The sequence below is a fragment of the Pseudoalteromonas piscicida genome, from assembly GCF_000238315.3.
Taxonomy (GTDB): domain Bacteria; phylum Pseudomonadota; class Gammaproteobacteria; order Enterobacterales; family Alteromonadaceae; genus Pseudoalteromonas; species Pseudoalteromonas piscicida.
This window is the reverse complement of the sequence record NZ_CP011924.1, coordinates 58,639-85,331: the sequence shown is the minus strand read 5'-3', so window position 1 is coordinate 85,331 and position 26,693 is coordinate 58,639. Positions and strand designations below refer to the sequence as shown.

The 26,693-nt window shown below is 43.0% G+C and carries 24 protein-coding genes; 19 read left to right on the top strand and 5 right to left on the bottom strand.

From position 1 onward, the window contains the following. The first annotated feature begins 3 nt into the window (after nucleotides 1-3). The 5 genes from PPIS_RS00515 to PPIS_RS00495 all read left to right on the top strand — a co-directional run bounded on the left by PPIS_RS00515 (nucleotide 4) and on the right by PPIS_RS00495 (nucleotide 8,455). Entirely contained in the window at nucleotides 4-1,245 is a 1,242-nt protein-coding gene (locus PPIS_RS00515; protein ID WP_010370616.1) for an esterase/lipase family protein, read from the top strand. Between the two features lie 110 nt (nucleotides 1,246-1,355). Further along, nucleotides 1,356-2,372 carry a helix-turn-helix domain-containing protein gene (locus tag PPIS_RS00510; protein WP_010370614.1) on the top strand — a complete coding sequence of 339 codons (1,017 nt, stop codon included), beginning with the start codon at nucleotides 1,356-1,358 and terminating at the stop codon, nucleotides 2,370-2,372. Nucleotides 2,373-2,499: 127 nt separating this feature from the next. Beyond that, entirely contained in the window at nucleotides 2,500-4,125 is a 1,626-nt protein-coding gene (locus PPIS_RS00505) for a Na/Pi cotransporter family protein (protein ID WP_010370610.1), read from the top strand. 142 nt (nucleotides 4,126-4,267) lie between these two features. Next, complete coding sequence (locus tag PPIS_RS00500; RefSeq protein WP_248694167.1) at nucleotides 4,268-6,307, top strand: prolyl oligopeptidase family serine peptidase; 2,040 nt, start codon at nucleotides 4,268-4,270, stop codon at nucleotides 6,305-6,307. Nucleotides 6,308-6,859: 552 nt separating this feature from the next. Continuing rightward, a complete protein-coding gene (locus PPIS_RS00495; RefSeq protein WP_010370606.1) occupies nucleotides 6,860-8,455 on the top strand; it encodes a hypothetical protein in 1,596 nt (531 codons plus the stop codon). Nucleotides 8,456-8,562: 107 nt separating this feature from the next. On the opposite strand, the gene PPIS_RS00490 is transcribed toward PPIS_RS00495, so the two are convergent. Genes PPIS_RS00490 through PPIS_RS00480 form a run of 3 tightly spaced genes read right to left on the bottom strand, consistent with a single transcriptional unit; the run spans nucleotide 8,563 to nucleotide 10,974 of the window. Next, nucleotides 8,563-9,171, bottom strand: coding sequence for a glutathione S-transferase family protein (locus PPIS_RS00490; RefSeq protein WP_010370604.1), 609 nt, complete (start codon nucleotides 9,169-9,171; stop codon nucleotides 8,563-8,565). A gap of 24 nt (nucleotides 9,172-9,195) precedes the next feature. Beyond that, nucleotides 9,196-10,257 carry an NADP-dependent oxidoreductase gene (locus PPIS_RS00485; RefSeq protein ID WP_010370601.1) on the bottom strand — a complete coding sequence of 354 codons (1,062 nt, stop codon included), beginning with the start codon at nucleotides 10,255-10,257 and terminating at the stop codon, nucleotides 9,196-9,198. 24 nt (nucleotides 10,258-10,281) lie between these two features. Beyond that, nucleotides 10,282-10,974 carry a type 1 glutamine amidotransferase domain-containing protein gene (locus tag PPIS_RS00480; protein WP_021032473.1) on the bottom strand — a complete coding sequence of 231 codons (693 nt, stop codon included), beginning with the start codon at nucleotides 10,972-10,974 and terminating at the stop codon, nucleotides 10,282-10,284. Nucleotides 10,975-11,132: 158 nt separating this feature from the next. Between PPIS_RS00480 and PPIS_RS00475 the strand changes: the two genes are divergently transcribed. Further along, nucleotides 11,133-12,038 carry a LysR family transcriptional regulator gene (locus PPIS_RS00475; RefSeq protein WP_010370594.1) on the top strand — a complete coding sequence of 302 codons (906 nt, stop codon included), beginning with the start codon at nucleotides 11,133-11,135 and terminating at the stop codon, nucleotides 12,036-12,038. Between the two features lie 24 nt (nucleotides 12,039-12,062). On the opposite strand, the gene PPIS_RS00470 is transcribed toward PPIS_RS00475, so the two are convergent. After that, nucleotides 12,063-12,632 carry a hypothetical protein gene (locus PPIS_RS00470; protein WP_010370591.1) on the bottom strand — a complete coding sequence of 190 codons (570 nt, stop codon included), beginning with the start codon at nucleotides 12,630-12,632 and terminating at the stop codon, nucleotides 12,063-12,065. 147 nt (nucleotides 12,633-12,779) lie between these two features. Here PPIS_RS00470 and PPIS_RS00465 point away from each other — a divergent pair, with 147 nt between their 5' ends. After that, complete coding sequence (locus PPIS_RS00465) at nucleotides 12,780-13,211, top strand: hypothetical protein (RefSeq protein ID WP_010370588.1); 432 nt, start codon at nucleotides 12,780-12,782, stop codon at nucleotides 13,209-13,211. Nucleotides 13,212-13,225: 14 nt separating this feature from the next. Here the strand turns inward: PPIS_RS00465 and PPIS_RS00460 are convergent, their stop codons facing one another. Continuing rightward, the gene (locus tag PPIS_RS00460) at nucleotides 13,226-14,749 is read right to left on the bottom strand and encodes a LytR/AlgR family response regulator transcription factor (protein ID WP_010370586.1); all 1,524 of its coding nucleotides are present in this window, start codon (nucleotides 14,747-14,749) and stop codon (nucleotides 13,226-13,228) included. 146 nt (nucleotides 14,750-14,895) lie between these two features. On the opposite strand from PPIS_RS00460, the gene PPIS_RS00455 reads away from it, so the two are divergent. The 12 genes from PPIS_RS00455 (at nucleotide 14,896) to PPIS_RS00400 (ending at nucleotide 26,459) form a co-directional block, all read left to right on the top strand. Continuing rightward, nucleotides 14,896-16,377: an alpha/beta hydrolase gene (locus tag PPIS_RS00455; RefSeq protein ID WP_010370582.1), complete on the top strand. Its 1,482-nt coding sequence runs from the start codon at nucleotides 14,896-14,898 to the stop codon at nucleotides 16,375-16,377. A 280-nt stretch (nucleotides 16,378-16,657) separates the two neighbouring features. After that, nucleotides 16,658-16,966 (top strand): hypothetical protein, encoded by a 309-nt coding sequence (locus PPIS_RS00450; RefSeq protein ID WP_010370578.1) that lies wholly within the window; start codon nucleotides 16,658-16,660, stop codon nucleotides 16,964-16,966. 162 nt (nucleotides 16,967-17,128) lie between these two features. Further along, complete coding sequence (locus PPIS_RS00445; protein ID WP_249031236.1) at nucleotides 17,129-17,848, top strand: fimbrial biogenesis chaperone; 720 nt, start codon at nucleotides 17,129-17,131, stop codon at nucleotides 17,846-17,848. A gap of 28 nt (nucleotides 17,849-17,876) precedes the next feature. Then, a complete protein-coding gene (locus PPIS_RS00440) occupies nucleotides 17,877-18,185 on the top strand; it encodes a hypothetical protein (protein ID WP_010370578.1) in 309 nt (102 codons plus the stop codon). A 162-nt stretch (nucleotides 18,186-18,347) separates the two neighbouring features. Then, nucleotides 18,348-19,043, top strand: a complete 696-nt coding sequence (locus tag PPIS_RS00435; RefSeq protein WP_010370574.1) for a fimbrial biogenesis chaperone — start codon at nucleotides 18,348-18,350, stop codon at nucleotides 19,041-19,043. Between the two features lie 116 nt (nucleotides 19,044-19,159). Next, nucleotides 19,160-21,508, top strand: a complete 2,349-nt coding sequence (locus PPIS_RS00430; protein ID WP_248694166.1) for a fimbria/pilus outer membrane usher protein — start codon at nucleotides 19,160-19,162, stop codon at nucleotides 21,506-21,508. Continuing rightward, nucleotides 21,505-22,368, top strand: a complete 864-nt coding sequence (locus PPIS_RS00425) for a hypothetical protein (RefSeq protein ID WP_010370569.1) — start codon at nucleotides 21,505-21,507, stop codon at nucleotides 22,366-22,368. Before PPIS_RS00430 ends, PPIS_RS00425 begins: the two co-directional genes overlap by 4 nt. Nucleotides 22,369-22,516: 148 nt before the next feature. Further along, nucleotides 22,517-23,017, top strand: a complete 501-nt coding sequence (locus tag PPIS_RS00420) for a hypothetical protein (RefSeq protein WP_010370567.1) — start codon at nucleotides 22,517-22,519, stop codon at nucleotides 23,015-23,017. 221 nt (nucleotides 23,018-23,238) lie between these two features. Next, nucleotides 23,239-23,742, top strand: coding sequence for a hypothetical protein (locus PPIS_RS00415; protein WP_010370564.1), 504 nt, complete (start codon nucleotides 23,239-23,241; stop codon nucleotides 23,740-23,742). 397 nt (nucleotides 23,743-24,139) lie between these two features. Then, a complete protein-coding gene (locus PPIS_RS00410) occupies nucleotides 24,140-24,913 on the top strand; it encodes a hypothetical protein (RefSeq protein WP_010370563.1) in 774 nt (257 codons plus the stop codon). Nucleotides 24,914-25,150: 237 nt separating this feature from the next. After that, nucleotides 25,151-25,465, top strand: a complete 315-nt coding sequence (locus tag PPIS_RS00405) for a DUF6172 family protein (protein WP_010370561.1) — start codon at nucleotides 25,151-25,153, stop codon at nucleotides 25,463-25,465. A 220-nt stretch (nucleotides 25,466-25,685) separates the two neighbouring features. Next, on the top strand, nucleotides 25,686-26,459 hold the full coding sequence (locus PPIS_RS00400) for a hypothetical protein (protein ID WP_010370563.1): 774 nt from the start codon (nucleotides 25,686-25,688) through the stop codon (nucleotides 26,457-26,459). Nucleotides 26,460-26,693: the final 234 nt, after the last annotated feature.

The window sequence follows — 26,693 nt, the reverse complement described above, 5'->3', positions numbered from 1 at the left end:
AATATGAAAAACACAAACACAGCGTTGCGCACTCACACTTATGGATTGCTCGTTTTTATCTCACTCGCAGCAAGTGGTTTAGCGCACGCTTCAGCGACACTTGAAGCCACCTATACCTCTGGTATTAATAATGGCTGGCAAAAGGTTGAAAGATGGCGAGATAGCTCAGGGCATATCGGCAATGAAAGCTTTCCTGCTGACGGCCGTGGCGATCAATCAGGTCAGCGTGCTACTTTCTTTGCATCTAACCAACCAAGCTCTGCGCAGTTTCTGCTTTATCATGCGCCGGGTTGGGATAGTAACAGCCGCCAAACACCGGTGTTGCTGATCCACGGTGCCAATCAAGATGCTGATTTGGCTTGGGCAAATCCGAACGAGGCCGGTAGTTACGGCTGTGGCCGACAAAACTGCCCTTCGCAAGGCTTAATGCAAACGCTTGCCAATGATGATTACAAAGTCTTTGCCTTAAATCTGGCGCATAAAAATGGCGATGGCTTTATCTGGGCGGAGCAGATCGCCAATGCCATCGCTCAGGTTAAAAATAAGACGGGGGCAACGCAAGTCGATTTAGTCACTTGGTCAAAAAGCGCGTTTAATGCCCGCATGTATATTTCTTCTTTGACCAATGCTTGGAGCACTAAATTCAACAGTGATGTACGCAAACTAGTGATGCTCGGCGCCCCCAACAACGGCATTGATTGGTCATTTCGTCACGGCGTTAATCATACCTATGGTGCTTATTCGCAATGTGGCGGCAGCATAAATGGGCCTACTGCGCATGATCAGATATTATGTTTTGGCTTATGGTATTCAAGTTCTGAGTGGGTTTACGACTCGCCTTACTTTCCAGGCTCCGCGCAGATGCTAAAAGCACTAGATGATAAATATGCACTCCCCACCACAGAACAAGATTGGTACACCACTTACTACGGTGGCTTAGGGTTTGTGAGCAAAGGCCGAGGTATCGCAGCGTTTACGGTCGACTCACTGGTAGACCAAGTTCGTAGCGCTGGCACCGACAGCAGCGTTCAAGTTTATAATCTTTGCGGCGATCAGGCCGACATGGCATTTATTCACAATGAACATACCGGCCCTTCCGATGGCGTTGTATTTATCAGTAGCTGCATCGACAGCACAGGAATAAGTAACTTGGCTGGCTCAGCGGTTGTGGCCACCAACCATCTAGAGCTTGGCTGGGAGCCCAGTGCAATCAACCAAATCAAAAATTGGTTAAGTACACCCTAGATGAGTGGTGACAAAATACTGCACTAAAGTTGCAACGCAAAACTATTGCTATCTAGAGTTGATGTTGATTAACTGAATTGTTGAGAGTGACAGGATGAGCTTACGTATTTATGTCAAACACCGCCATTGCACCTTGCTACGTGCAATTGATGCAGCACACACTCACCGCAGCAAAACTGGAATTTGCTGCGGTCGCTCGGTCTTTGGCTATCAATAAAGCCATTGACGCCCTAGATGCCATTGAGTTTATGCGCGTGATGGAACACTGTGCTGTCGAACTCAATGACGAAAGTCTAAATCTCAACCGCAAAAAGCTTCTGCCTGGCACCAACGAATTTGTATTCAATAGCCTGCGCCATTGCCGCACCATTACTCAGCTCTTACAAGAGCTTGCCCGTGGCTATAACTTTATCCACGCGGGAACTTACAATTTCTGCGAAGTATCACACTCTCAAGTGAGTTACATAATTGATGATGCAGCCTTTGACTACGCCACGGCCGCTGACGCGCAATTTTCTCGCTGTATGTTAGATAGCATGCTGATATTGATCCATGGCCTCGTAAAATATGTGTGCGCCGAAACCACCCAAGTTCAACTCACACTAGTGCAGACCAAAAGTGACTCAAACTCGCTGCTAAATTCGGTTATCACCCACATTCCCATTAAACCCTTAAGCAATCGCTACTTACTCACCTATCAATACCAAGAAACGAATCAATCATTAGACTTGGCGAAGTTAGAGTACCTAACGCTCAGTACCATTTACCATTCACTGGCAAATACGCTCCATCATCAGCAGTCGATTAACGACCATGCCAACTTACTCGATAAAGTCTATAGTGAGCTTAACGCGGGAACACTGTGCCAAGAACAAATGGCTGACAAGCTCAATATCAGTCCGGCAACATTAAGACGAAGGCTCGCTGAGTATCAAACCAATTTTAGGCAACTCAAAAATAACGTACAGAACAAGCAGGCCAAACTGCGACTGACTCAAGGCAGTAGTTTGTATGAGGTGGCGCACACGCTGCAGTTTTCAGATGAGCGTAGCTTTATCCGTGCGTTTAAGTCGTGGAACGGCGTAACGCCTATGCAATTTCTGCAGGGTTTGAGTTCAAAACCCTAACTATTAAATTTTGTTTAGAGCTGCTAATACAACTCATGTAAAAGTTGACGTTAAACAAAGCAAAGCACAACAAAAATGATATTGTGCTACGAGCAAATAGAGTAAGAATATAGTACGTGGAAAGGATATGGAAACACTTCAACTTGCAGGAACGCTACTCGGCGGTTTGGGGATATTTTTAGTTGCGATAAGCATGATGACAGACGGCCTGAAACTAGCAGCCGGGTCGTCGCTGCGCCGAGCGCTTGGTGTGTGGACCAAAACCCCTCAGCGCGGTATTGCATCTGGCTTTTCCATGACAGCCTTAGTGCAGTCTTCCAGCGCGGTTACCGTGGCCTCTTTGGGCTTTGTGAACGCAGGTCTTATTACCATGCATCAGGCGCTTGGTATTGTCTATGGCGCCAATGTTGGCACCACCATCACTGGCTGGTTAGTGGCCGCGGTTGGATTTAAATTTAATATCCAAGCTATCGCACTCCCCTTGATAGGCATTGGTGCCTTGATGAAGTTGCTACTTCCTCGCTCGCGACTAGCGTCGGCAGGCATGGCCTTAGTTGGTTTTGGGCTATTTTTTATCGGTATTGATATTCTCAAAGGCGCATTTGAGCATATTGTCGCTGCTTTTGATTTAAGCCAATTTACCGCAGAGGGAATAAACGGCATGTTGACCTTTTTGCTGGTGGGTATGGTGATGACAACTCTCACTCAGTCTTCCAGTGCTTCCATCGCCTTGACCATTACCGCCGCTGCTAGTGGTATGATTGGATTATATGCCGCAGGCGCGATGGTCATCGGCGCAAACGTCGGCACCACGTCAACATCTATCTTGGCATCCATTGGCGCAACTTCTAATGCCAAACGCGTCGCAGCGGCTCAGGTCATATTTAATGTGTTCACTGCGATGGTCGCTTTCGCGGTGTTGCCAGTGCTGTTTTATCTCATCAACCATTTTACCGCGCTTTTCGGCGTCACTGCTGATCCTGCGTTGTCATTGGCACTTTTTCATACTTTGTTTAATATTTTGGGCGTGCTACTCATCTTTCCACTCAATGACAGGCTCGCTGGCTTTTTAATGAAACGATTTTGTAGTGCCGAGGAGACGGCTTCGAGGCCACGCTTTTTAGATAATACCATCGCCCAAACGCCAGAGCTTGCAATCAATGCGTTATTGCTTGAGTCCAAACTCGTTGCAGATAAGGTGTTAGCCCAGTTTGATAAATGCCTACTCCCAACCGATAAACTCGCAGTTGAACAGGCACTCCATGCAATCCAATCTCTGTGTCAGCAAATTAGCCTTTTTATTGTGTCGGTAGAGCAATCAGCATTATCATCACAGACCACCTCACTACTCGCTAAACTCATGCGTATTGAGCAGTATTTGTTTACTTGTAGTCACTGTGTAGAACAATTAACGGAACACGCTCCATATAAGCAACTCGCAGAGCATCATGACTTGCATGCACAATTGAATGAATACCAAGCCCAGCTTAGCCACTTCATGAAAACCAGTTTACATGGGCAAAGCGTCACACCTGCAGAGCTGTCGTTGGCGCAAGAGACATTGCAACGTTTACATGACGATGTGAAAGACGACTTAATTCTAGCAGGTACTCACGCGTCACTGGCGATAGATAAGATGGTAAGTAATATCAATACACTAGCGGAGATGTGGCAACTTTCACAGCAGTGGCATAAAGCAATGTTGCTGATCCACGCCATTGAAGCGCAGCTCTCTCCATCACAAGCAGATTAAGTGTGAATCAATGTAAGCAAATTGCGCTTTTTTAATCAGCGCACATTCCTATTTTGACGACTTGATGATAAAACGTAATAAACAACTACAAAATAGGGACTAAGTTTTGAGAAAAAAAATTACTAATATTGCGACACTATGTATGCTAACCACCTTTGCTGGTAAATCTATGGCATTAGAAAAGGATCCATACCTATGGCTTGAAGAGATTGAAGGCAAACAAGCGCTAGAGTGGGTAACGGCACAAAACGATAGCTCACTAAAACAACTCAAAAGCCACAGCCAATATAATCATATCTTTCAAAATACATTAGATATTATCAATGATCGGTCTCGTATTCCTTACGCAACTGAACGTGCAGGTTATTACTATAATTTCTGGAGAGATGCGGATCATGTAAGAGGCATATACCGCAGAACAACCCTTGAAGAGTATAAAAAAGCGGATCCTAAGTGGGAAACCGTTCTCGACTTAGATGCGCTAGCAAAAGCTGAAGACGAAAACTGGGTTTATGGCGGGATGAACTGTCACTATCCAAAGTATGAACGCTGTTTGGTGTATTTATCGCGCGGTGGTGCTGATGCAAAAGTCGTGAGAGAGTTCGACATTCCAAGCAAATCTTTTGTAAAAGATGGATTTTATTTACCTGAAGCAAAAACCTCAGTATCTTGGTTCGACGAGAATTCAATATTTGTTGCAACAGATTTTGGAGAAGGCTCATTAACTGACTCAGGTTATGCTGGAACGGTTAAAGTGTGGCAACGCGGTACGCTGCTGGACGACGCTAAAACGGTCTATCAGGCAAATAAAAGTTCTATCAGTGCCGGAGGTTTTACGATATACGACCAAGGCAATACAAATCACTTTCTATACGATTCTACAAGTTTTTATACTCGCGATGTCTATAAACTCGAAGGTGATAAGCAGATAAAAATTCCAGTGCCTAGCGACGCAAGCCTCCTCGGATTAAACAATGGCATGCTCTTTATCCAGCTAAAATCTGCTTGGAAGCATTTTTCACAAGCAGAAGTAATATATGCCAACATTAACGATATGGATTCTAAAAATATCCAGTTTACGAGTTTAATCAAACCAACAGCAAATCGTTCAATAGAAGATTTGAGTTTTACCAAATCTTCTATACTAGTTACCGTGTTAGATGATGTAAAAAATAAGGTTTTCCGCTATATGCCTAAAGCGAATGGGCAGTGGAAAATAGACCCAGTGAACTTTCCTGATACCGGTTCATTATCCGTTTTTGATACTGATCCCAATAGAGACGACTTTTTTGTCACCTACACGGACTTTTTATCACCGACCAGTCTTTACTTAGTCGAAGGTAAATCACTTGGAACAACAAAGCTCAAAGGTAATAAATCACATTTCGACGCAGATAAGTTCGTTACCCAGCAAAAATTTGCGACATCAAAAGACGGTACAAAAGTGCCTTACTTTATTGTTCATAAGAAAGATATCAAGTTAGATGGTAGCAACCCTACTTTATTATATGCCTATGGTGGCTTTGAAGTTTCTATGCAACCGTACTACTCGGCATCAACTGGTAAAAACTGGTTAGAACAAGGCGGTGTTTATGTGCTTGCGAATATTCGTGGCGGCGGTGAGTATGGACCAAGCTGGCACCAAGCAGCACTAAAAGAAAATCGCCACAAGGCGTATGAAGACTTTGAAGCCGTAGCAGAGCAGCTGATTGCAGACAAAGTAACCAAGCCTCAACATTTAGGTATTAAAGGTGGTAGTAACGGTGGATTGCTAGTGGGCGCCGCTTTCACTCGCAGGCCTGAACTTTACAACGCCGTTATTTGCCAAGTGCCATTACTCGATATGAAGCGTTTTAATAAGCTACTCGCTGGCGCAAGTTGGATGGGCGAATATGGTAATCCAGATGTTCCTGAGGAGTGGGAATACATTAAAACGTACTCGCCTTACCATAACCTAAGTAAAGACAAACAATATCCAAAAGTATTTTTCACAACCTCAACCCGAGATGACCGCGTTCACCCAGGCCATGCACGTAAAATGGTTGCTAAGATGAAAGATATGGGATTTGAAGTTCTGTATTTTGAGAATACCGAAGGTGGCCATGCAGGCGCTGCAAACAATGAACAGCGCGCGATGGTAAATAGCCTTGAGTTTGTTTACCTCATGGACAGACTCAAATAGCTTTAAAATTTACTATCTAGTACGTTAAAAGCGCTCAACTTCATATTGAGCGCTTTTCTCATTTCACCTACTTGGCAAAACTAAGCTCATGAGATTCAAGTGAAAATTGCTCGCCAGTATCCAGTGAAATTTCGATATAAAATACATGGTTCTGTTTGTAAGTGGGCTCACCATTCAGTGCAAACTGGATGAAAATAAATTTAGCAATTAAAAAGCATATCCACACTGCAAGAACCATAAATTATTTTCATATAAACTAAGTTAAGTATAATAAAAACTCATAAACCTGTTAATAAAAAAGGTAGAATTAGGAGTTTGAGATCTTCTTTAATTTAATAGAACCAGAAATAAAAACTAAATAAAAAAGAAATAAATCATACGTTATTAAAGAGATACCAAAAAGCAATCAACTTCACCCTACTTTCTCGCCCTCTAACAACACATAGGATTAAAGCAGAGATTATTAGCATAAAAATTAAATTATTAAAATTACGCAAAACAGAAATTAATGTGCTAGTTATGTAAATGATTATTTATAAAAAGGAAAGAAACATGAAATCATTAGTAACTTTAGTTTTTACTCTGATGCTTACTGCATGCGCACATTCACCCGACAAGAAAGCCTACCCCGATTACAACGATTATAAAATGGACACTCAAAAACATATTCTAAGGGTAAATCGTCATGGGTACATTATTGATAGTGATTTTGCTGCAAAACCGCTGCTTTCTCGGCAATCACAGCGTGCAAAACCTGTAACTGAAGTAAATCAACAAATTGAAAATATGCTTATTGAAGCTATAAAGCTTAGCTGCATTAAATCGGGTTTTACATGTAATGAACTAACATCGTTAGATTCCCTTTCTACAGAAATAGTTTCAAAAGTAAATGAAGTCAAGATATTGGTTTATGCGCATGGAGGGCTTAACACATACAAAGATACTGATGAGCGGATGGAAGAGCAACTTCAGCCTATTTTGTCTGAGGAGTCTGACTGGCATTATCCTATTTATATATCATGGCCATCTAATATACCGGGAACTGTATTTGAGCACTTTTTTGAAATACGTGAAGGCAGAGACACTTCAGCTTTGGCTGGTATTCTAAGCTCTCCATTTGTCTTATTTGAAGACTTGGTAACCGCAATAGCTAGAGCTCCGGCAAATATCTATTATCAATTTACAAATGATAAGGACAGGTTCGCATCAGGCTCAAGCAATAAATACTTATCAAATGTCTGGCGTGAAGCCAACTATCAATATCAAAACCATTTTTTTAAAAATAATTCTGACACTTACGAATCAAATGATTATTACGTCAACAAGCTAGACAATATAAAAGTCAATCAAAGTACTTATCGTAATCAAGGCTTTGTTAACGGGGCAAAATCTGCAGGAGTCATCGCAGTCACTCCCATCAGATACGCCACAGGAATTTTGTGGAATGGTACTTTAGCTGGGGACAGCTGGGATATGATGAAGCGTCGAGCAAGAGCTATAGCCTACCCTACTGGTGAAGTTAACGAGACCGTTCGAACAGATACAAATAAAGGTATTGGCCAAAGTGTTGGCTTTCTCTTTGAAGAACTCTTTAAACTTGAAAACAAATATCCAGATTTACCGATCAAACTAACTCTAGTTGGACATAGCATGGGGACGATAGTTTTCAATAACCTACTTACTCGCTATCAGTCTAAATTTGAGCAAAGTAAGTCCCTTGATTCTATTGTTTACATGGCCGCGGCTGCAAATATTAGTGACACTCTATCAATCATTCCCGATGTGTTAAAAAATAACCCAAAAACAATCCACTTTTACAACCTAACTCTCAACAGAGTAGCCGAAGTTGCTGAAACCTATGGATTAGGCTTAGCACCAAGCGGCTCTTTATTGGTCTCTATTGATAAGTATCATGATGCGCCCGAACATCATTTATTGCGTACATTCGGATCTGAAGTGAATATCCATTCCTCTCTTATAGCTATAGCTGCAGCTTTCAAAAACGTTATGGATCCTGTTATATTAAAGTCTTATAATAAAGACAATGATAAGCTCCCTTTCAAACACGGTCATTTTGGAAAGCTAAAGTTTTGGCAATGCGCAGAATGGCAAATTGATGCTGAAGATATTGCAAACAACTGCAAATAAAGCAAAACTTGATAGCTAGAAACTCTATCTAACATGGTCTTGTATTCAGGCGTAAACGAGAGTAATAGGGCGAAATCAAGATCTTATAGACTTCGCCTCAAAACCGGCTAACCGTGGCTTCGTGCGGCTTGATATGCGGCGCGAGCTTGCACTTTTTCAAGATAGGCCTTGATATTGCCATGCGCTGTGAGCAAGCCGACGTTGTCTGCGATTTCTAGCATCACCGTCATCATAATATCGGCGGCGGTAAAGTCGTTGCCTGCAAAATAGCTTTGCTTGGCGAGTGTGGCATCTATATAAGAAAAGTCGACATTGACTTCTTTAGCAATGTAACCATCCATTGGTTTATCGCCTGTACGCTGCTCCATCTTCATCATCAAAGATGCGATCACCGGCAGTGCCAATGACCCCTCAGCAAAGTGCAACCATTCTTGATATTGATAGTATTCAGGTGTCCCCGCATCTGGTCGCAAACTACTGTCTTCTGTCTTATCTAGCAGATATTCCATGATGGCTCCAGACTCACATAAGACTAGGCTGTCATCGACCAACACGGGGGCTTTTCCGAGCGGATGCACCTTTTTAAGACTTTCAGGCGCAAGGCGCGTTTCAGAGTTTCGCTCGTGCTCAACAAGGTCATAAGGCATGTCGAGTTCATGTAAAAGCCAAAGTACTCTTGTCGAGCGTGATTCGTTTAAGTGGTGAACAGTTAACATCTATTTATCCTTCCTAAAATTTAGTTATACCAGCTCGTCTGGACCTAAGCGCACGACAAGTTTGCCGAAGTTTTTACCTTCCAATAAGCCAATAAATGCCTCGACAGTATTATCCATCCCCTCGACCAAGTGCTCTTTGTACTTAATCTTGCCCGCGTTTAACCACGGCAGCATCGCTTCGCTGAACTCGTTGTATCTATGCCCATAGTCGTCGAATACAATAAAGCCTTGCATTTTCACTCGCTTAATCAGCAGCGTCGCCATCAGCATCGACATACGATCGGGTCCCGATGGCAACTCGGTGGCATTATATTGAGAGATCAACCCACAAAGTGGAACCCGGGCACTTGAGTTAAGCAATGGCATAACCGCATCGAACACCTTGCCACCCACATTTTCAAAATAGACGTCAATTCCTGATGGACATGCCTGCGCTAACTGCTCAGCGAGATCATCCTTGCGGTGATCAAGACAGGCATCAAAGCCAAGTGTCTCGGTAGCGTAACTGCATTTTTCGGCGCCACCAGCTATGCCTATTACTCTACAGCCTTGCAGTTTTGCTATTTGCCCAACAAGGCTACCTACAGCACCGGTTGCTGCGGCAACGACTACCGTTTCTCCAGCTTTTGGCTGGCCGATATCCATCAGTCCCATGTAGGCAGTAAGGCCTGGCATCCCTAACACACCCAAGCTATATGATGGGTTGGGTAAATTGTTATCTAACTTAAGTAAGCCCGTGCCATCCGAAACGCTATAGTCCTGCCAGCCACTCATCGCGAGTACCCAGTCACCTTTGACAAATTTAGGGTTATTTGACGCTTCAACTCGGCATACTGTGCCACCCACCATCGCTTCACCAATAGCAACCGGCTCAGCATAAGATTTTGCATCGCTCATACGGCCACGCATGTATGGATCTAACGACAAAAAGACGGTACGAAGGAGCACCTCGCCCTCTTTTGGCGTTGGGATCTGTGCTTCTTCATAATTGAAATTTTCTTGCGTTGGTGCACCATGTGGGCGTGACGCCAAGGTAATGCGACGATTCGTTTGTGCGTTTTGAGCTTGGTTTATTGCGTTACTCATGATTTATTCCTTTTAATAAGCAGGTTACAGCTGGTTTAGGTACGTCAGCATTTTCTCAGCGACAAGTTCAGAGCTTGCTGGATTCTGCCCTGTAAAAATTAAGCCATCTCTAACAGCAAACACATTCCAATCATCGACTTTCTGGAAATCAGCACCTCGTTTAACCAGCTCATCTTCTAATAAAAATGGCACAACATCAGTCAGCCCAACTGCCGCCTCTTCACTATTCGTAAAGCCAGACACCACTTTGCCTTTTACCAGATACTCACCCGACGTGGTTTTTACATCCATCAGCACAGCTGTTGCATGGCATACCGTACCAACCGGTTTATCTGCAGCTAAAAAGGCACTGATCAATTGGATTGAATTGGTATCTGTTGCTAAATCCCATAATGGTCCGTGACCGCCAGGATAAAACACAGCGTCAAAATCTGCCGCGTTCACCTCTGCTAGCGGCAGCGTATTTGCCACCAGTTCCTGCGTTTTTTGATCATCAAAATACCGTTTAGTACTGTCGGTTTGGAAATCAGGCTGTTCGCTTTTTGGGTCAATTGGCGGCTGACCACCTTTTGGTGAAGCAAGCGTTACTTCTACCCCTGCATCCACAAAGGCATAGTAAGGTGCAGCAAACTCTTCAATCCAAAACCCTGTCTTCTCACCTGTGTTGCCTAGTTCTGCATGTGACGTTAGCACCATTAAAATTTTCTTTGCTGTCATCAAAATTACCTCTCATTCTTTCTTCAAACTTCAGACTATTTAGCCTGCGGATAAATATAAAAATATGAGCTGAAGACTAGTTAAACAATGCAGACAAAAGCTAACTCTTTGTTCAAACAATTGATACAATCAATTTATCAAAGTCGATGGAGTAGTGCGTGGATATTTCGTTTGAGCAACTCAAAAGCATGGTTGTCTTTGCCCAAGTTATCGAGCAAGGCACTTTAATTGGCGCCGCTAGGCATTTAAATTTGTCTCGCGCAGTGGTGAGCTACCATGTTAAAAAACTGGAGTCACAGTTAGGCATAAAATTGCTCAATCGCTCGACTCGCACCATTTCACTTACAGAGGCAGGTCGCGAATACTATCAGCGCTGCCGTGTGATTGCAGAGCAAGCCTTTGCCGCAAACCAGCAAATTGAGAATTTAAAGAAAGAACCAATCGGTCTAATAAAGCTTACCTGCCCTGTTAATGTTGGCTTGCAAACCATAGTGCCTGCACTCAATGAATTTAGAGCTATGTATCCTAAGATCCAGCTCGATATCATGCTCACAGATGAAGTCGTCAATATCATCAAAGAAGGCATTGATCTGGCCATTCGAGGCGCCCCACTTCCCGATTCAGGTTTGCAAGCCAGTAAACTTTCAGTGCTAAAAACCTGCCTGTGCGCATCGCCCGACTATTTGCAAAAGTACGGCGTCCCCAAACACCCTACCGATCTCTACCAGCATCAATGGGTGATTTACAAGCTGACATCGGGGGCACTCACATTGAGTAAAGGGGCTCGGGCTTATAGCATCACGATGAAAGGCGATATAAGCACCAACAATGCCGCCGCACGCACTGCTTTTGTTGAGGGAGGTCATGGTCTTGGACGAATTCCAACTTACGATGCATTACCAAAAATACAGGCCGGAACTTTAGTGCCTGTATTAGAAGATTACACGCTGCCAGACATACATGTTTATGGCGTTTTTCCAGAAGGCAATGCCAACTCTAAAAAAGTGCGACTACTGCTCGATTTTCTAAAAGGGTATTTTCAGCGTCAATTGGTTGAAGCGTAAGCCTCAACCAATTGCATATTTAGCCTAGTAACTTTCAGCGGGTTTAAGTCCGTAGCGCTTTCCCAATTTGATAAGTCTGGGCTCTGCTACGCTTGGTTTTACCGTCAATACTTGGATAGGTAAATCATCTTCAACCTGCAACTTGTCATAAAAATCTTTGTTATCCAGAATAAACTCACCTTCACGACTGCCCTGAAATTGATAGCTGTACTCAACGAAATAGAAAGTCTCCCGATGCTCCACTTCTCGGTCATACTCGTCCCGGTGAACATACGTATTAGATTCAATTCTTTTGTTAGTAATGGTGCCGAGAAGGTGTTTACCAAACTCTTTCGTCAATTCTTTTTCGTAGTAGTAGCGAATACTTGATGGCAGGGAAAAAGCGTACATTCCAAGAGGTATCAAGATAAATATAGCGCCAAAAATAACAGCCCCAATACCTGCACCGTATTGCTCAGTTACCCCAATGTAAATAATGAATCCACCAACAATATAAAACGGAATGCCAACGGAGATAAAACCCAAATGCTTACCAATTGCAGCAAACAAAAACTTCAGCTTTGTAGAGAGTGATAACGATTTTTCCTTGGTCATAACAGACTATGCTCCTTGCATAAGATTTATACTGCCACGATAATAAAATATTTAGCCCTTTTGGTCGAGCAGTACCTCAGCTGCAGGATGAGATACTAATGTAAAGTGACCACACAATGATGAATAGGGATATGCAAGGAGGCTTTCATGAAATATTTAGCACTTATAGCAACGATCAGCATAAGTAATTTAGCGGCTGCACAAGACGAAGTAGCAGCAAAGTGGCAACTGGGACAATACGCTGTATCCATCGGTGAAAAATGTGTCATTACCATTTCAACCCGCGCTTCAAAAGAGATAATAGCAAACGGTTTCAATAACGATAAAGCCTGTAAAGTCGCCTATCTAGCCCAAACCAACATTCCCAACGCTTACGTGATAGGTGGTGGACATATTCTTATCGTCGAACAGCAAACTATCCAACAAAAGAGCTGCAGACGTGTATCAAAGGCACTTTATTTACCAACCGATGGTCATGCCGCATTGAGCAACACTCAAATAGAAAGCGGCAACTGCGACGGCCATATAGAGCCAAACGGAGCGATGTATTTAATTTCAGCTCTGCAAAACCCAATTTAAAAGATCAGCTGCGCTTAGGGTTTATTAGACGCTTTAAGCGTCGCCCTAACCGACGGGACAAGCCGACGACTGACGGGAACACTTGCTCCATTGGTTAATTTCAAGTTGCTCTGATTATTATCACTTTCTAATGACACCACTTCATTTAGATTAGTTAAATAAGAACGATGTGCTTTTACAAAAATAGAGGGTAAAGCAAGTTCGAGTTGTTTTAGTGAGCCTATAAACAGCTTCTGCGTGGTATCTTTCATGTGCAGCTCAACGTAGTCCCCTGCGGCTTTGCAAAACGCGATATCCGTGAGCACAACATAGTCAGTTTTACCTGCAATACTGACTTCCAGCTTAGAAGGAGATTGAAGTTGTTTGTTCTGCGCGAGTTTGAACTCAAGCTTGGCAATATGAGCTTGATCACTACTCAACTGTACTTGCTGAGCACGATACTCTTTAGCTTGACGAATGAAAAGGTAGACTAGCAAGACGGCAATGATCACAAAGTGAGTAATTTCGTGGAAGCTTGATGCAACAAATAGCACGGTTGCAGCCACCAACAACTGCACCACAAACCAAACCGCTAAATTATTGTTTTTGGCGCGTCGCCAACAATAGCCTAGCTGGACTAGGCTAACGAGTAATGGCACAAACACTCCGGCCGTGGTTTTAGAGTCAAAGCCTGGCGCAAAAATAATAACAATAAGCGTGATTAGTGTACCGATATAAATCCAGTGAAGCGCGTGCTTTTTTGCAACTTTTAAGGAGCTATATACAAGCAACAAAGTGCCAAATAAAAACGACAACGCCGTCACAGTCAATAGTCGAATATCATGCCACACATAGCCATAGTCAACTACTCCTCGCGATATTTCAGCACTGAGCTGCATTGTCGCAAGCAGGCACAGTGCGGAAAATATCCGAACGCTTGTATTGCCATAACGACCAAAGCTCAGACTTATAAAGTACAACGCGCCCAACAAAAAGGCACCAACCAAAATCAGGCCTAAGCCACTAAATGATTGAATATATTGCTTAGGATCGCCAAATTGCCCTATCCCAACAAAATGTATTGGGTATCCTAATGAAATAAGGCTATGCTGCGCAGACAAACCAAACACCAGCTGATTGCTTTTCTTTATAAGTGAGTCTGGCAAATAAAATACGCTGTCCATTTTGCCTATTTGCTCAGCTTTATCTACGGCAGGAAAACCGCTGTTCCCTACCTTACTACCATTTAAAAAGACTTCGCTTGATGTTTTAGCAAATAAATACAACCCTACGGGCCTTGGTATTGAGGCTAATTTCGCTCGCTCAAATTCGATTAACACCCAAACAGCCTGATTTTGCGGGTCTATCTCAGATAATTTCGCTCGGTAACATTGCGGCTCAGTAAACTGTGGAATTTCTTTTGGTGAGACTGACCATGGGCAAACCATCACGGCTTGATCATAAGAAAATGGCAACAAAGGTTGGCTGGCATAAGCCTTACCTAGAGCGCCCGAGCAACACACAGCCATCACTAAATAAAGTACAAGATTAATATTCACACTCTACCGCTTTTCCTTTAACCGTTCGTCGGCCTTTTACTACCGCTGAGCCTACAAACCAATAAATATAGGCCTCTCATAGAAGTTCACTACCCCATAAAGTTGCCATGGTATTCAATAAGAACAAACTATTAAGGAGTAATACTATGCGATCAACACACACATTAATAGCCGCGTTAAGCTTATTCACTTGCTTATGCGTAAGCGCAGAGAAAGGCAGCGATAAGCAAGTGCTGTACAGCAATGAGCAACAAATCGAGTTTCAAGCCAACAGCAGAGAAACAACGGATGCCATAGCTGGGCACCTCTGGGTGCCTGAAAACAGGAATAACCCCAGCAGCAAAAGAATTAGAATTAACTATGTGCGCTTTCCTGCAACCCGCAACAATAAAGGTTCCCCTATCGTATATTTATCTGGTGGCCCCGGCGGTTCAGGGATCGCGACTGCCAAGTGGCGAAGATTTCCTTTATTTCAAGCACTAAGAGAGTTTGGTGATGTTATTGCGCTAGATCAAAGAGGTACGGGCCAGTCAGAGCAAGCTGCTCCTTGCGTGTCTAATGAACATATTGCGCTTAATTCTGTTACCACTGAAGCGCAAATTGCAGACCGTTACCGCAAAGCCGCATTAGAATGCTTTACTCTATGGAAGTCTCAAGACATTGATATATATGGTTATAATACCGAGCAGAATGCGCTAGATATAAACGACTTACGAAAACACCTAAAAGCTGACAAAGTATCACTTTGGGGGATCTCTTACGGCAGCCATCTGGCACTCAGTGCCATAAAAGCGATGCCAGCGCATCTTGACAAAGTAATTATCGCCAGTGCTGAAGGGCTCAATCAGACCGTTAAACTACCTTATCTAACCGATCAATACTTTGAAAGAATTCAAGGAATTATCAATCAGCAAGCTCTTAAACAACAAGTTTCGGATCTACCCGCTTTGATGCGCCGAGTGCACAGTAAACTTGAACAACAACCTATTGCACTTCAAATTACACAAAAAGACGGCTCAAAAACACCCATGTTATTTCAAAAGCATCATATTCAGTCGTTAGCTAGCATGATGATTGCCGATCCTAACCAATATCTTGCCATGCTAATTCATATTTATTTAGGTTTAGATAATGGCAATACCGAGCTGTTAAAGCATGTTTTACAGCGTGGAATGTTTACCGATGAGCCCATTACGTTCAAATTGATGCCGCTGGCGATGGATGTGGCTTCAGGGATCACCGCTAAACGCCTTGCAAAAGTGACAAACCAATCGCCAACGGCCTTGCTTGGCGACAAGCTTAACTTTCCAATGCCAACACTTCACTTGATAGATAAAAAACTAGATTTAGGCGATGGTTTTAGAACCGCTCCCCTATCCAACATCCCAACTTTATTGTTTACAGGGAGTCTAGACGGTAGAACTTATCCAGAAGAACAACTTGAAGCTGTGAGAGGGCTCACAAATTTGACCCTGATTATGGTGAACAATGCGGGCCACAACCTTTATACAAGCTCACCCTTGGTGCTCGCCAGAATGCAAACTTTCTTAAGCGGAAAACCCGTCAGCGCAGAAGCAATCCAACTACCGCTACCAAAACTTGCGCTGTCAGCACCTTATACCAATTGAATTAATTCTCCAATCAATTTGAAAGGTGAAATAGCATATTAGCTTCGTTAAAAATTTCTCATTTAGAACAACTAAATAGCAAAATTTTTGCCTTGCTACTAAAGCTATTTCCCCGCTTCAAAATAGATCATTTACCTAATACAACTGGTATTAACCCCAAAAACGACTCTAAGTGAATTGAAAAAGCAATTCACTCTGAGCGGGCTATCAACAACAAAGTTGTTGATAGCCCATAAGCTTGAGTATAATTAGGCTTTTGGCCTCTTACATCCATAGCATTATGAAAAAGCTCTCAAAAGTACAAGAAAAACAACAAGCTTTGGTACTGACCATTGCAGATAAACTCGAAGAACAAGCTCGTGCAGAAATTCCCGGCATGGTGCAATGTTGGTTTGATGTGGAATATCACTTGTTCCCCGGCTCATTAATACTCTTTTTCCAATTTGAGAACGAACAGGCACTGGAAGCCGCAAAGCCAGAACTCCTTAAATGGCAAAAGCGCTTAAGCGCCGCCATGCTGAAAAAAGGAGTGATTTTAAAAGATATGCGTAAACATTTAACCTTTACTTTGCTTGGTCCTGAAGACTGAAGCAATGTAGATTTATTCGGGTTTGTGAAAAACTGTCACTCTTCTAATTTCAACCATACTATTTGGTTATTATTAAAAAAAGTGTATATGTTACCCTTGTAATACCAAATAGTCTGGGTATCGTGTAGCGGAAATTTTGGTCTTCTCAGTGTTGGAGTTTGAATGCGTATATTGTTGTTATTGCTGTTTTGTTTAGCAGCTCAGGCTTTGGCTTACCAAGTACAACCTATGATTGTCGACCTCTCGTCACATGGTAAAAAGTCACTCGTGACCTACCGCCTCCAAAACCCCAGTGACAATCCTTTACCCATCGAGATAGAGGTACTTAAACGTACTTTTGACGAGCACCAAAAAGAAGTGCTGATCAGCGCCGAAGAAGACTTTATTGTGCTGCCTCCGCAAGTGGAAGTACCGGCAAAAAGCTATCAAGTATTCAGAGCAAAATACCTAGGCTCGCCCGAACTCAAACAAACACAGTCTTATCGCATTGTCTTCAAACAGCTGCCACTTCCCGGAGAAGATGAAGCATCTGGCGTTAAAATGGTATTTAACTTTGCCACTTTAGTGTTTGTAAGTCCGGATGGTGTTCAATCGCAAATAAACAGCGCGCTGCAATGTGAAGAGCTAACCGACTGTACACTCACCCTAAGTAACCAAGGCGACCGAGTACTAGACCTATCGCAGTTTGAATACCGTTTCCACGATGGCGCAACTGTCATAGATTGGGTGAAGTTTCAGTCAGTTACTTCAGGCCGTATCATTTACCTAATACAACTGGTATTAACCCCAAAAACGACTCTAAGTGAATTGAAAAAGCAATTCACTCTGAGCGGGCTATCAACAACAAAGTTGTTGATAGCCCATAAGCTTGAGTATAATTAGGCTTTTGGCCTCTTACATCCATAGCATTATGAAAAAGCTCTCAAAAGTACAAGAAAAACAACAAGCTTTGGTACTGACCATTGCAGATAAACTCGAAGAACAAGCTCGTGCAGAAATTCCCGGCATGGTGCAATGTTGGTTTGATGTGGAATATCACTTGTTCCCCGGCTCATTAATACTCTTTTTCCAATTTGAGAACGAACAGGCACTGGAAGCCGCAAAGCCAGAACTCCTTAAATGGCAAAAGCGCTTAAGCGCCGCCATGCTGAAAAAAGGAGTGATTTTAAAAGATATGCGTAAACATTTAACCTTTACTTTGCTTGGTCCTGAAGACTGAAGCAATGTAGATTTATTCGGGTTTGTGAAAAACTGTCACTCTTCTAATTTCAACCATACTATTTGGTTATTATTAAAAAAAGTGTATATGTTACCCTTGTAATACCAAATAGTCTGGGTATCGTGTAGCGGAAATTTTGGTCTTCTCAGTGTTGGAGTTTGAATGCGTATATTGTTGTTATTGCTGTTTTGTTTAGCAGCTCAGGCTTTGGCTTACCAAGTACAACCTATGATTGTCGACCTCTCGTCACATGGTAAAAAGTCACTCGTGACCTACCGCCTCCAAAACCCCAGTGACAATCCTTTACCCATCGAGATAGAGGTACTTAAACGTACTTTTGACGAGCACCAAAAAGAAGTGCTGATCAGCGCCGAAGAAGACTTTATTGTGCTGCCTCCGCAAGTGGAAGTACCGGCAAAAAGCTATCAAGTATTCAGAGCAAAATACCTAGGCTCGCCCGAACTCAAACAAACACAGTCTTATCGCATTGTCTTCAAACAGCTGCCACTTCCCGGAGAAGATGAAGCATCTGGCGTTAAAATGGTATTTAACTTTGCCACTTTAGTGTTTGTAAGTCCGGATGGTGTTCAATCGCAAATAAACAGCGCGCTGCAATGTGAAGAGCTAACCGACTGTACACTCACCCTAAGTAACCAAGGCGACCGAGTACTAGACCTATCGCAGTTTGAATACCGTTTCCACGATGGCGCAACTGTCATAGATTGGGTGAAGTTTCAGTCAGTTACTTCAGGCCGTTTTATAATGCCAAATCACACTATGGTGATAAATTTACAACCATTGCTCAATGACAAGCCGAGTAAAACAGTAGAGCTTATCAATCTACTGGCTTCTAAGTAAAAAATAGCTAGATGTTAACAGTGCGCTCAAGCCTGGGCTTGCCTCGTTTAAAACAATTTTGGTTTACTCCACTTTATCTGATGTGGACAGCCCCCGCATGGGCGGCAGTTTATTCAATGGATTTTCCTGTTCGGCTGAATAATGCCGAGGTGGGGCAAGTTTCTGCCTCTGTAGATGGATACGATTTAAAATCGGTTTCAGCCATGCAGCTAAAGGAAAACCTACAATCGGTATTAAGTAAAGACGTACTCGATTGGCTCTCAAGTCTTGAGGAGCACGAGGTCACCCTATATATGTTACAAGCAAAGGGAATTACGCTTGATCTCAAGGCACAAGATCTCACTATAGACATGTCACTAGCAGAAGCGGCCATGGCTACAGACACGCTTTCTTATGGCAGAAAGAAATACTTTGAACAACCAACACAAGAAGCGCGTTGGGCTTTACTGAATAATCTCAACCTAAACCATGAGCGTAGTGACAATAATCAAAGCTACCACTCACAATTCGAATGGCTTATAAATGCCAATGTTGGCGGTAGCAACGGCATAAATATGCACAGTTCGGTTTTTTGGGAAAGCGGCAGCACCGAGCAAAGTCACGTCTACCGTGGTGATACGGCGGTATTTTACGACCAGCCCGAAAAACCGAGACGATTCACATTAGGCGATACCCAAAGCAGTAACAATGGCCATTTATCGGGTGCTCCACTTGCAGGCTTCAAAGTCGCAAGCGCCTATTCAAAGCTACAACCCCAACGTAAGATCACCCCAGGTAACAGCCAACAGTTTATGTTACCCCGCCCTGCAACACTTGAGATATTTATTAATGAGTTTTTGATTTCTAGAGTACGCCTCAAAGCGGGACGCTATGACCTCAATGACTTACCGTTGACTTCAGGCATAAATAATATTCACGTTGTTGCGACATATGCCAACGGTGAAACCCAGCACTTCCATTTTACTAGCCACTATAACTCTCGGCTATTAGCTCAAGGAGTGAGTGACTACTCGCTAGCAGTTGGTTTTTTATCGGTAGTAGATGATGGTCGTTATCATTATGACGACGACGCGCTGCTTTCTGGCAGTTACGAATATGGCGTTACCGACAAACTCTCACTTGGAGTTAATGGCGCGGCCCATCCACAAGGGCAAGTATTTGGCTCAATCACCACATTCAGTAGCCCTTTGGGCAATGTATCGCTGCGTTACTCGCAAAGTAAAACGTCTGATATTTCCGGCAATGCTTTCTCGATAGAAACCGAGCATAGTATTTTTGGTCATGGTAATTATGGCTCGCCCAACTTACGTTTGGGCTATGAAATCATGGAAGACTTTAGCAATTCGCCTTGGCTTGAAGAAGTCACGCTCAGCAATAACAAAAGGGCTTTTGCTGACTACAGCTATATTATCAACGACCACATAGACTTTACGCTCAACGCAACGCGGCAAGTAAATAATGAAGATTTGGTCACTAAAAACCTCTCTGCTGAGCTTAACTTTCGCTACGAAGGGGCTAGGGTAAGAGTTGGGTATAACCATAATGTCAGTGACGATCCTCGTGTCGTCTCTGAAAATCAATTCGTGCTTAACTTCACGTGGAACCATTACAACCGCCAAGACAACGTCCGCACGAGAGCTCAATATAACAACCGTAGTAAAGTCGCCAGCGTAAGCTATGCCAAAACTAACAATAACTACGTCAATGACTATGGCTATGAATTACGGGCGGAAAAAGGCAGTGGGTATAGGCAAGAACAGCTAAAAGCCAGCCATACTAACGCATTTTTTAGAGCTGATATGACCGCAAGTAATTACACTCGCTCGCAATTTACGAGTGACAGCTCCGCCAGTGTTAACTTATCGTCAAGTATAGGATTTGCTGATGGTCACTTTGGTATGGGTGCCACCACTACCACTCCTTTTGCTGTAGTTACTAAGCATAAAACATTAAAAAATAACGACGTATTAGTTAACGTTGACCGCTTTGGCCGTGCACAAAACCAACCAACGCAACACATTGGCGCATTAATTGATTTAGGCGCTGGCTACACCAACTATCAATTTAATATTGATGTACCCAACGCACCTCTGGGTTATGATTGGGGTCCAGGCACTTATAAATTAGTAGGTGGCGCCAATACAGGGCACCATATTCAAGTAGGTTCGGACCTGTCTTATACCGTGATAGGTACAGTGGTCGACGAACAAGGCACACCTATTGCACTGGGAAGAGGACAAGTAATAAGGCAATCTAGTGCAAGTGACAACGCTCCCATCAATCGCACCTTTTTTACCAACCGAGTGGGTCGATTTGTTGTAGAAGGAGTCAGTACAGGTAGCTACCTAATCGAAATTAACGACATCGTCGGACGATTTACCGTGAATGATGGCGAAAAACGATTTATCAAAATTGGCACCATCACGCTTGAGCAAGCACAATTACAGGGAGATCCAAACAAATGAAGTTCGCACTATTTTTGCTGCTTGCACTCAGCTATTTGATCTCGCCTTTTGCATTAGCCAAGCGCAACAAATGTGATGGCAATTTTTTGGCGACCTCTAACTCAGCCGAAATAAAAGAAGAGTATGGCAATCGAGTAACTGTATATTTACCGCTAAAAATACAAGTCTCTGATTCGCTTTTAGATTGTGCCGATGAAATCTGGGTTGAAGATACGTATTATTATTCGTTTGTCTTCTCGGGCCCGACTGAAGATAAATACGGTAGACTACTGGACTCTCAATACAAACGTATTAACGTTAAAAACGGTATCGCCAAAGCAGCCTTAACTAGCCGCTCTACACAAATGTGGATGCGCTTAAGGCACTACAGTTTGTTTCCTGCGGGTTATTACTATGGTGCGATAAAAGTGTCTATTGTAAGGCGCAACAAGGTCATCGCAGAGCAATATCTGGAGATGACCTATTATGCTGAGCCACAAATCGCCATCTCGCTCGATAACTCAAGCAAAGGTAAAGTGTCGGGCGATGATGGTCACTACCTCATAGACTTAGGCGAACTAAAAACGAATATGCGCTTTTACTGGGGTATAAAAATATTGAGTAATAGCTCATACGATATCGTCCTAGACTCTGAATATAACGGCTTGCGTCATGAAACCAACAAACGAGCCCTTATTGATTACGCAATTAGTTTCGATAACGTCAAAATATCGTCATCGGAACGTTTAACGCGAAGCTATAATTTCTATCCCGGCGTCAGAGATTCGTGGTTTGGCTTTGAATTTCAACTAGGCAATACCGAGCTTATGCCTGCAGGCTACTATCGCGACAATTTATCACTCACCGTATACCCAAGATAATAACTTGAATTATAAGAACAAAAAAACAAAACAATAAAAAAAAATAAAACTTAAAAACATTGGCACACCAATTGCTTTTAATTTGAAATAACTAGGTATTCAACCTAACACAGATTATAAAGCAGTACTTTATTCAAGGGGATGCGCCATGAACACATTACTTAAATCACTATTTGTTGCCTCAGCAATCACGTCAATGACTGCGGCAGCTGCTGTAGTAGAAACAACAGGAAATGAAGCAAGTTTCACCTTTGAAGGTACTATTGAAGCCATGTGTAAAACTGATAGTGGCTCAAACAGCGTAACTAACTTAAATCTAGATTCTACTCAAGAAACTCAAGAAATTGGTACGCTAGACGTGTGGTGTAACACAGGTGAAAATGCAATAACTGAATATAGCTCAGCTAACGGCGGCTTCTTAGTTGCTGGTAACGGCAAAAACAGCAAAATTGCTTACACGCTAGATATCGGCAGCACTTCAGGTGTTGACTTACAAAGCGGTACTTATAAGCACCTAACTACGCTTGCAGGCACAGGCAGCGCAGGTGACACGCAAGCAACTACGTTAAAGATCACACCACAGTCAAATGGCTTAAACGATGCGGGTACATACTCTGATACCATCACAGTAACGGTTAGTCCTAACTAACAAAATAATGAGGCAGCGAGCGTTTGACAAAAGCACTCGTTGCCCTCCCCCAAATAAAGTAAATGACCGGGCAAGTAATTATACATCCCGGCGATTACTTTATAGCGCTAAGGTAATGTTCTACTCTCCCCAAATCTACAGATAAAATATCCCGCAGCCCGTGGCATTTCACTTGCAAATTGAGACATAACTGCTGTACTTTATTTGAGGGGGAAGAAGCCATGAACACTATACAAAAATCACTCTTTGCAGTTTTAGTAAGCGCACCTATGTTTGTGCATGCTGCAGTTATTGATACAACGGCTTCTGAAAGTAAATTCTCTTTTGAAGGCACTATAGACCCCACTTGCAAAACAATTAGCACTGAAAACAACACCACGGGACTAAACCTAGACGCATCCCAAACTACCCAGCAGATTGGCGTATTAGAGGTTTGGTGCAATACTGGCGAAAACGCAACCACTTCTTATAGCTCTGCCAATGGCGGATTTTTAGTTTCCGATAACGGTCAAGGCAGTAAACTGGCTTACACCCTAAATATTGGTGATAGCGAAGGGATAGATCTGCAAAATGGTGTATATCAGCATACCAATGCAACAGCTGCAGGTACCGGTAGTAGTGGTGAAACCAAAGCGACGCCGTTGAATATCACCCCGCTTTCCAACGGCCTAAATGCCGCAGGTACTTACTCAGATGTCATCACAGTAACGGTAAGTTCAAACTAGCTACAAGATCAGAAAGCACCTTTGGCTTTTCTAAATAACCTGAGGTTTGGATAAGGAATGTTCCAACTCATTGTTGCTAAAGCACAACTTAGTTTTCTCCTTGTCTAGCCAGAGAGTTTTAGGGAAAACACCGCTTCCGCGTCCTGCTCTCGCTAAGGTACCTACATCCTGTAGGCAAGGCGAATTTACGCACCAATAGCTGGCTATTGGAAGTGAATTCAACGCAGTTAGCGCTAAAACAGGCTGCTAGAAAGGCATTAATTATCCGCAGCTCAGGTTAAATAGGCAAAGCTCTCCCCTTCTCCATCGACTCACTTAACCCAGCCGATTCCATATTGCGTTATTTTCAAGTAAGCTGCTAAGGCTCCTTATAAATCTCAAAAAAGAGGAAAGTACGTTGGATAAGAGAATTGAACCTGAGCTTCCCAGTATTACGCCAGATTTAGATCAGGTTGAAGCCTATAAAAACTCCACCACTCAAGCGAGCCATAAAACCTCAGCACCAAAAGAAAGTACCAAACAAACAAGCCAGCCCACCAAAGGTATGGGGATGATGAATTGGTTGGGTGCAATCTCGATTATTGCATTGGCCGCTGCGGCGTTTGCGCTCTACCAACAAAACTTAACAACCCAGGCACAATTACTCGAGTCAACAAATCGCATTGCCGAGCTTGAACATACCCTCACCGCCACAGATGAAGAGATGGACTTGTCCGCGGGTGCAATGCAAGCAAAATTGAACACACTAACCGAGCGCACAGACGAGCTTTGGTCACAGATGGATAAACTATGGGCGTCAGCGTGGCGAAGAAACCAATCAGACATCAAAAAGCTCGAAGAGCAAGCAAGTAATAACGCTAAAAACCAGACCAGTACGACTACCAAAGTAGAAACACTATCGCAGAGTCAAACAGAGCTTGCTTTAAAACTATCGCTATTAGAAGAACAACAGCAAGCCGCTAGTGTGCTAAAAAATCAAATTGCAGCCATTAATGGCGATGTTGATCAGTTAAAGTCTCAAGCGCAAAGCAGAGACTCTAAACAGATAGAGATCGGCGCAAGCCTTACCCAAATAGAGATGACACAAACCGCACTGGCAGAAAAATTAGAGCGTTTGGAGCGTAAATTGGCAGCAGCCCCCACAACTCAAACGCAACCAAAAGCGAATTAATCCGCCATTATCAATGGTACATTAGCAATATGAGTTGGTAGCGAACTAACGCAACCAACTCAGCTTTTATTCTCTTCGGCATTCACAAAGTCCCTCGCCAGTTCACAAAATATAACGTAAAATATCCCATTACATTCCTGTATTTATTCAGGCGTAAGCTTTACGCTTAAATTAATACACATTATCTACTCAGGCATACTGTTTTGCCGATTGAGTATTTCTTGCTTGAAGGCAACTATGAAAAAGACATTTGAACTAATTCACCCTAAAATCAAACTTGAAAGACGCGTTGACGCGGTTAAGCATGAGCTTAAAAAATACCTAAAGCGCGAGCGCAACAAAACTTTGCCAGCGGGCGCTGATTATTGGGATTTTGATTGTAAGTTTGGTAACACAGAAGCCGAAGCCGAGCCAGTGCACCTATCACAACTAAACAAGTTGATTGATAAAACGCAAACTGAAAACCTCACTTCCTTTTATGTAGAGATTTTAGCAAAGCCAGGCTATAGAAAATCAAACGATTTATCTGACGATGAGTTAGAAGACTACTAAGCTCAACTTCTGTAGGTCGAGCTTTAGCTCGACAACATCTGCCCTACCCAAAAAACGCAGATTAGGCTGCTAGAAAGGCATTAATTATCCGCAGCTCAGGTTAAATAGGCAAAGCTCTCCCCTTCTCCATCGACTCACTTAACCCAGCCGATTCCATATTGCGTTATTTTCAAGTAAGCTGCTAAGGCTCCTTATAAATCTCAAAAAAGAGGAAAGTACGTTGGATAAGAGAATTGAACCTGAGCTTCCCAGTATTACGCCAGATTTAGATCAGGTTGAAGCCTATAAAAACTCCACCACTCAAGCGAGCCATAAAACCTCAGCACCAAAAGAAAGTACCAAACAAACAAGCCAGCCCACCAAAGGTATGGGGATGATGAATTGGTTGGGTGCAATCTCGATTATTGCATTGGCCGCTGCGGCGTTTGCGCTCTACCAACAAAACTTAACAACCCAGGCACAATTACTCGAGTCAACAAATCGCATTGCCGAGCTTGAACATACCCTCACCGCCACAGATGAAGAGATGGACTTGTCCGCGGGTGCAATGCAAGCAAAATTGAACACACTAACCGAGCGCACAGACGAGCTTTGGTCACAGATGGATAAACTATGGGCGTCAGCGTGGCGAAGAAACCAATCAGACATCAAAAAGCTCGAAGAGCAAGCAAGTAATAACGCTAAAAACCAGACCAGTACGACTACCAAAGTAGAAACACTATCGCAGAGTCAAACAGAGCTTGCTTTAAAACTATCGCTATTAGAAGAACAACAGCAAGCCGCTAGTGTGCTAAAAAATCAAATTGCAGCCATTAATGGCGATGTTGATCAGTTAAAGTCTCAAGCGCAAAGCAGAGACTCTAAACAGATAGAGATCGGCGCAAGCCTTACCCAAATAGAGATGACACAAACCGCACTGGCAGAAAAATTAGAGCGTTTGGAGCGTAAATTGGCAGCAGCCCCCACAACTCAAACGCAACCAAAAGCGAATTAATCCGCCATTATCAATGGTACATTAGCAATATGAGTTGGTAGCGAACTAACGCAACCAACTCAGCTTTTATTCTCTTCGGCATTCACAAAGTCCCTCGCCAGTTCACAAAATATAACGTAAAATATCCCATTACATTCCTGTATTTATTCAGGCGTAAGCTTTACGCTTAAATTAATACACATTATCTACTCAGGCATACTGTTTTGCCGATTGAGTATTTCTTGCTTGAAGGCA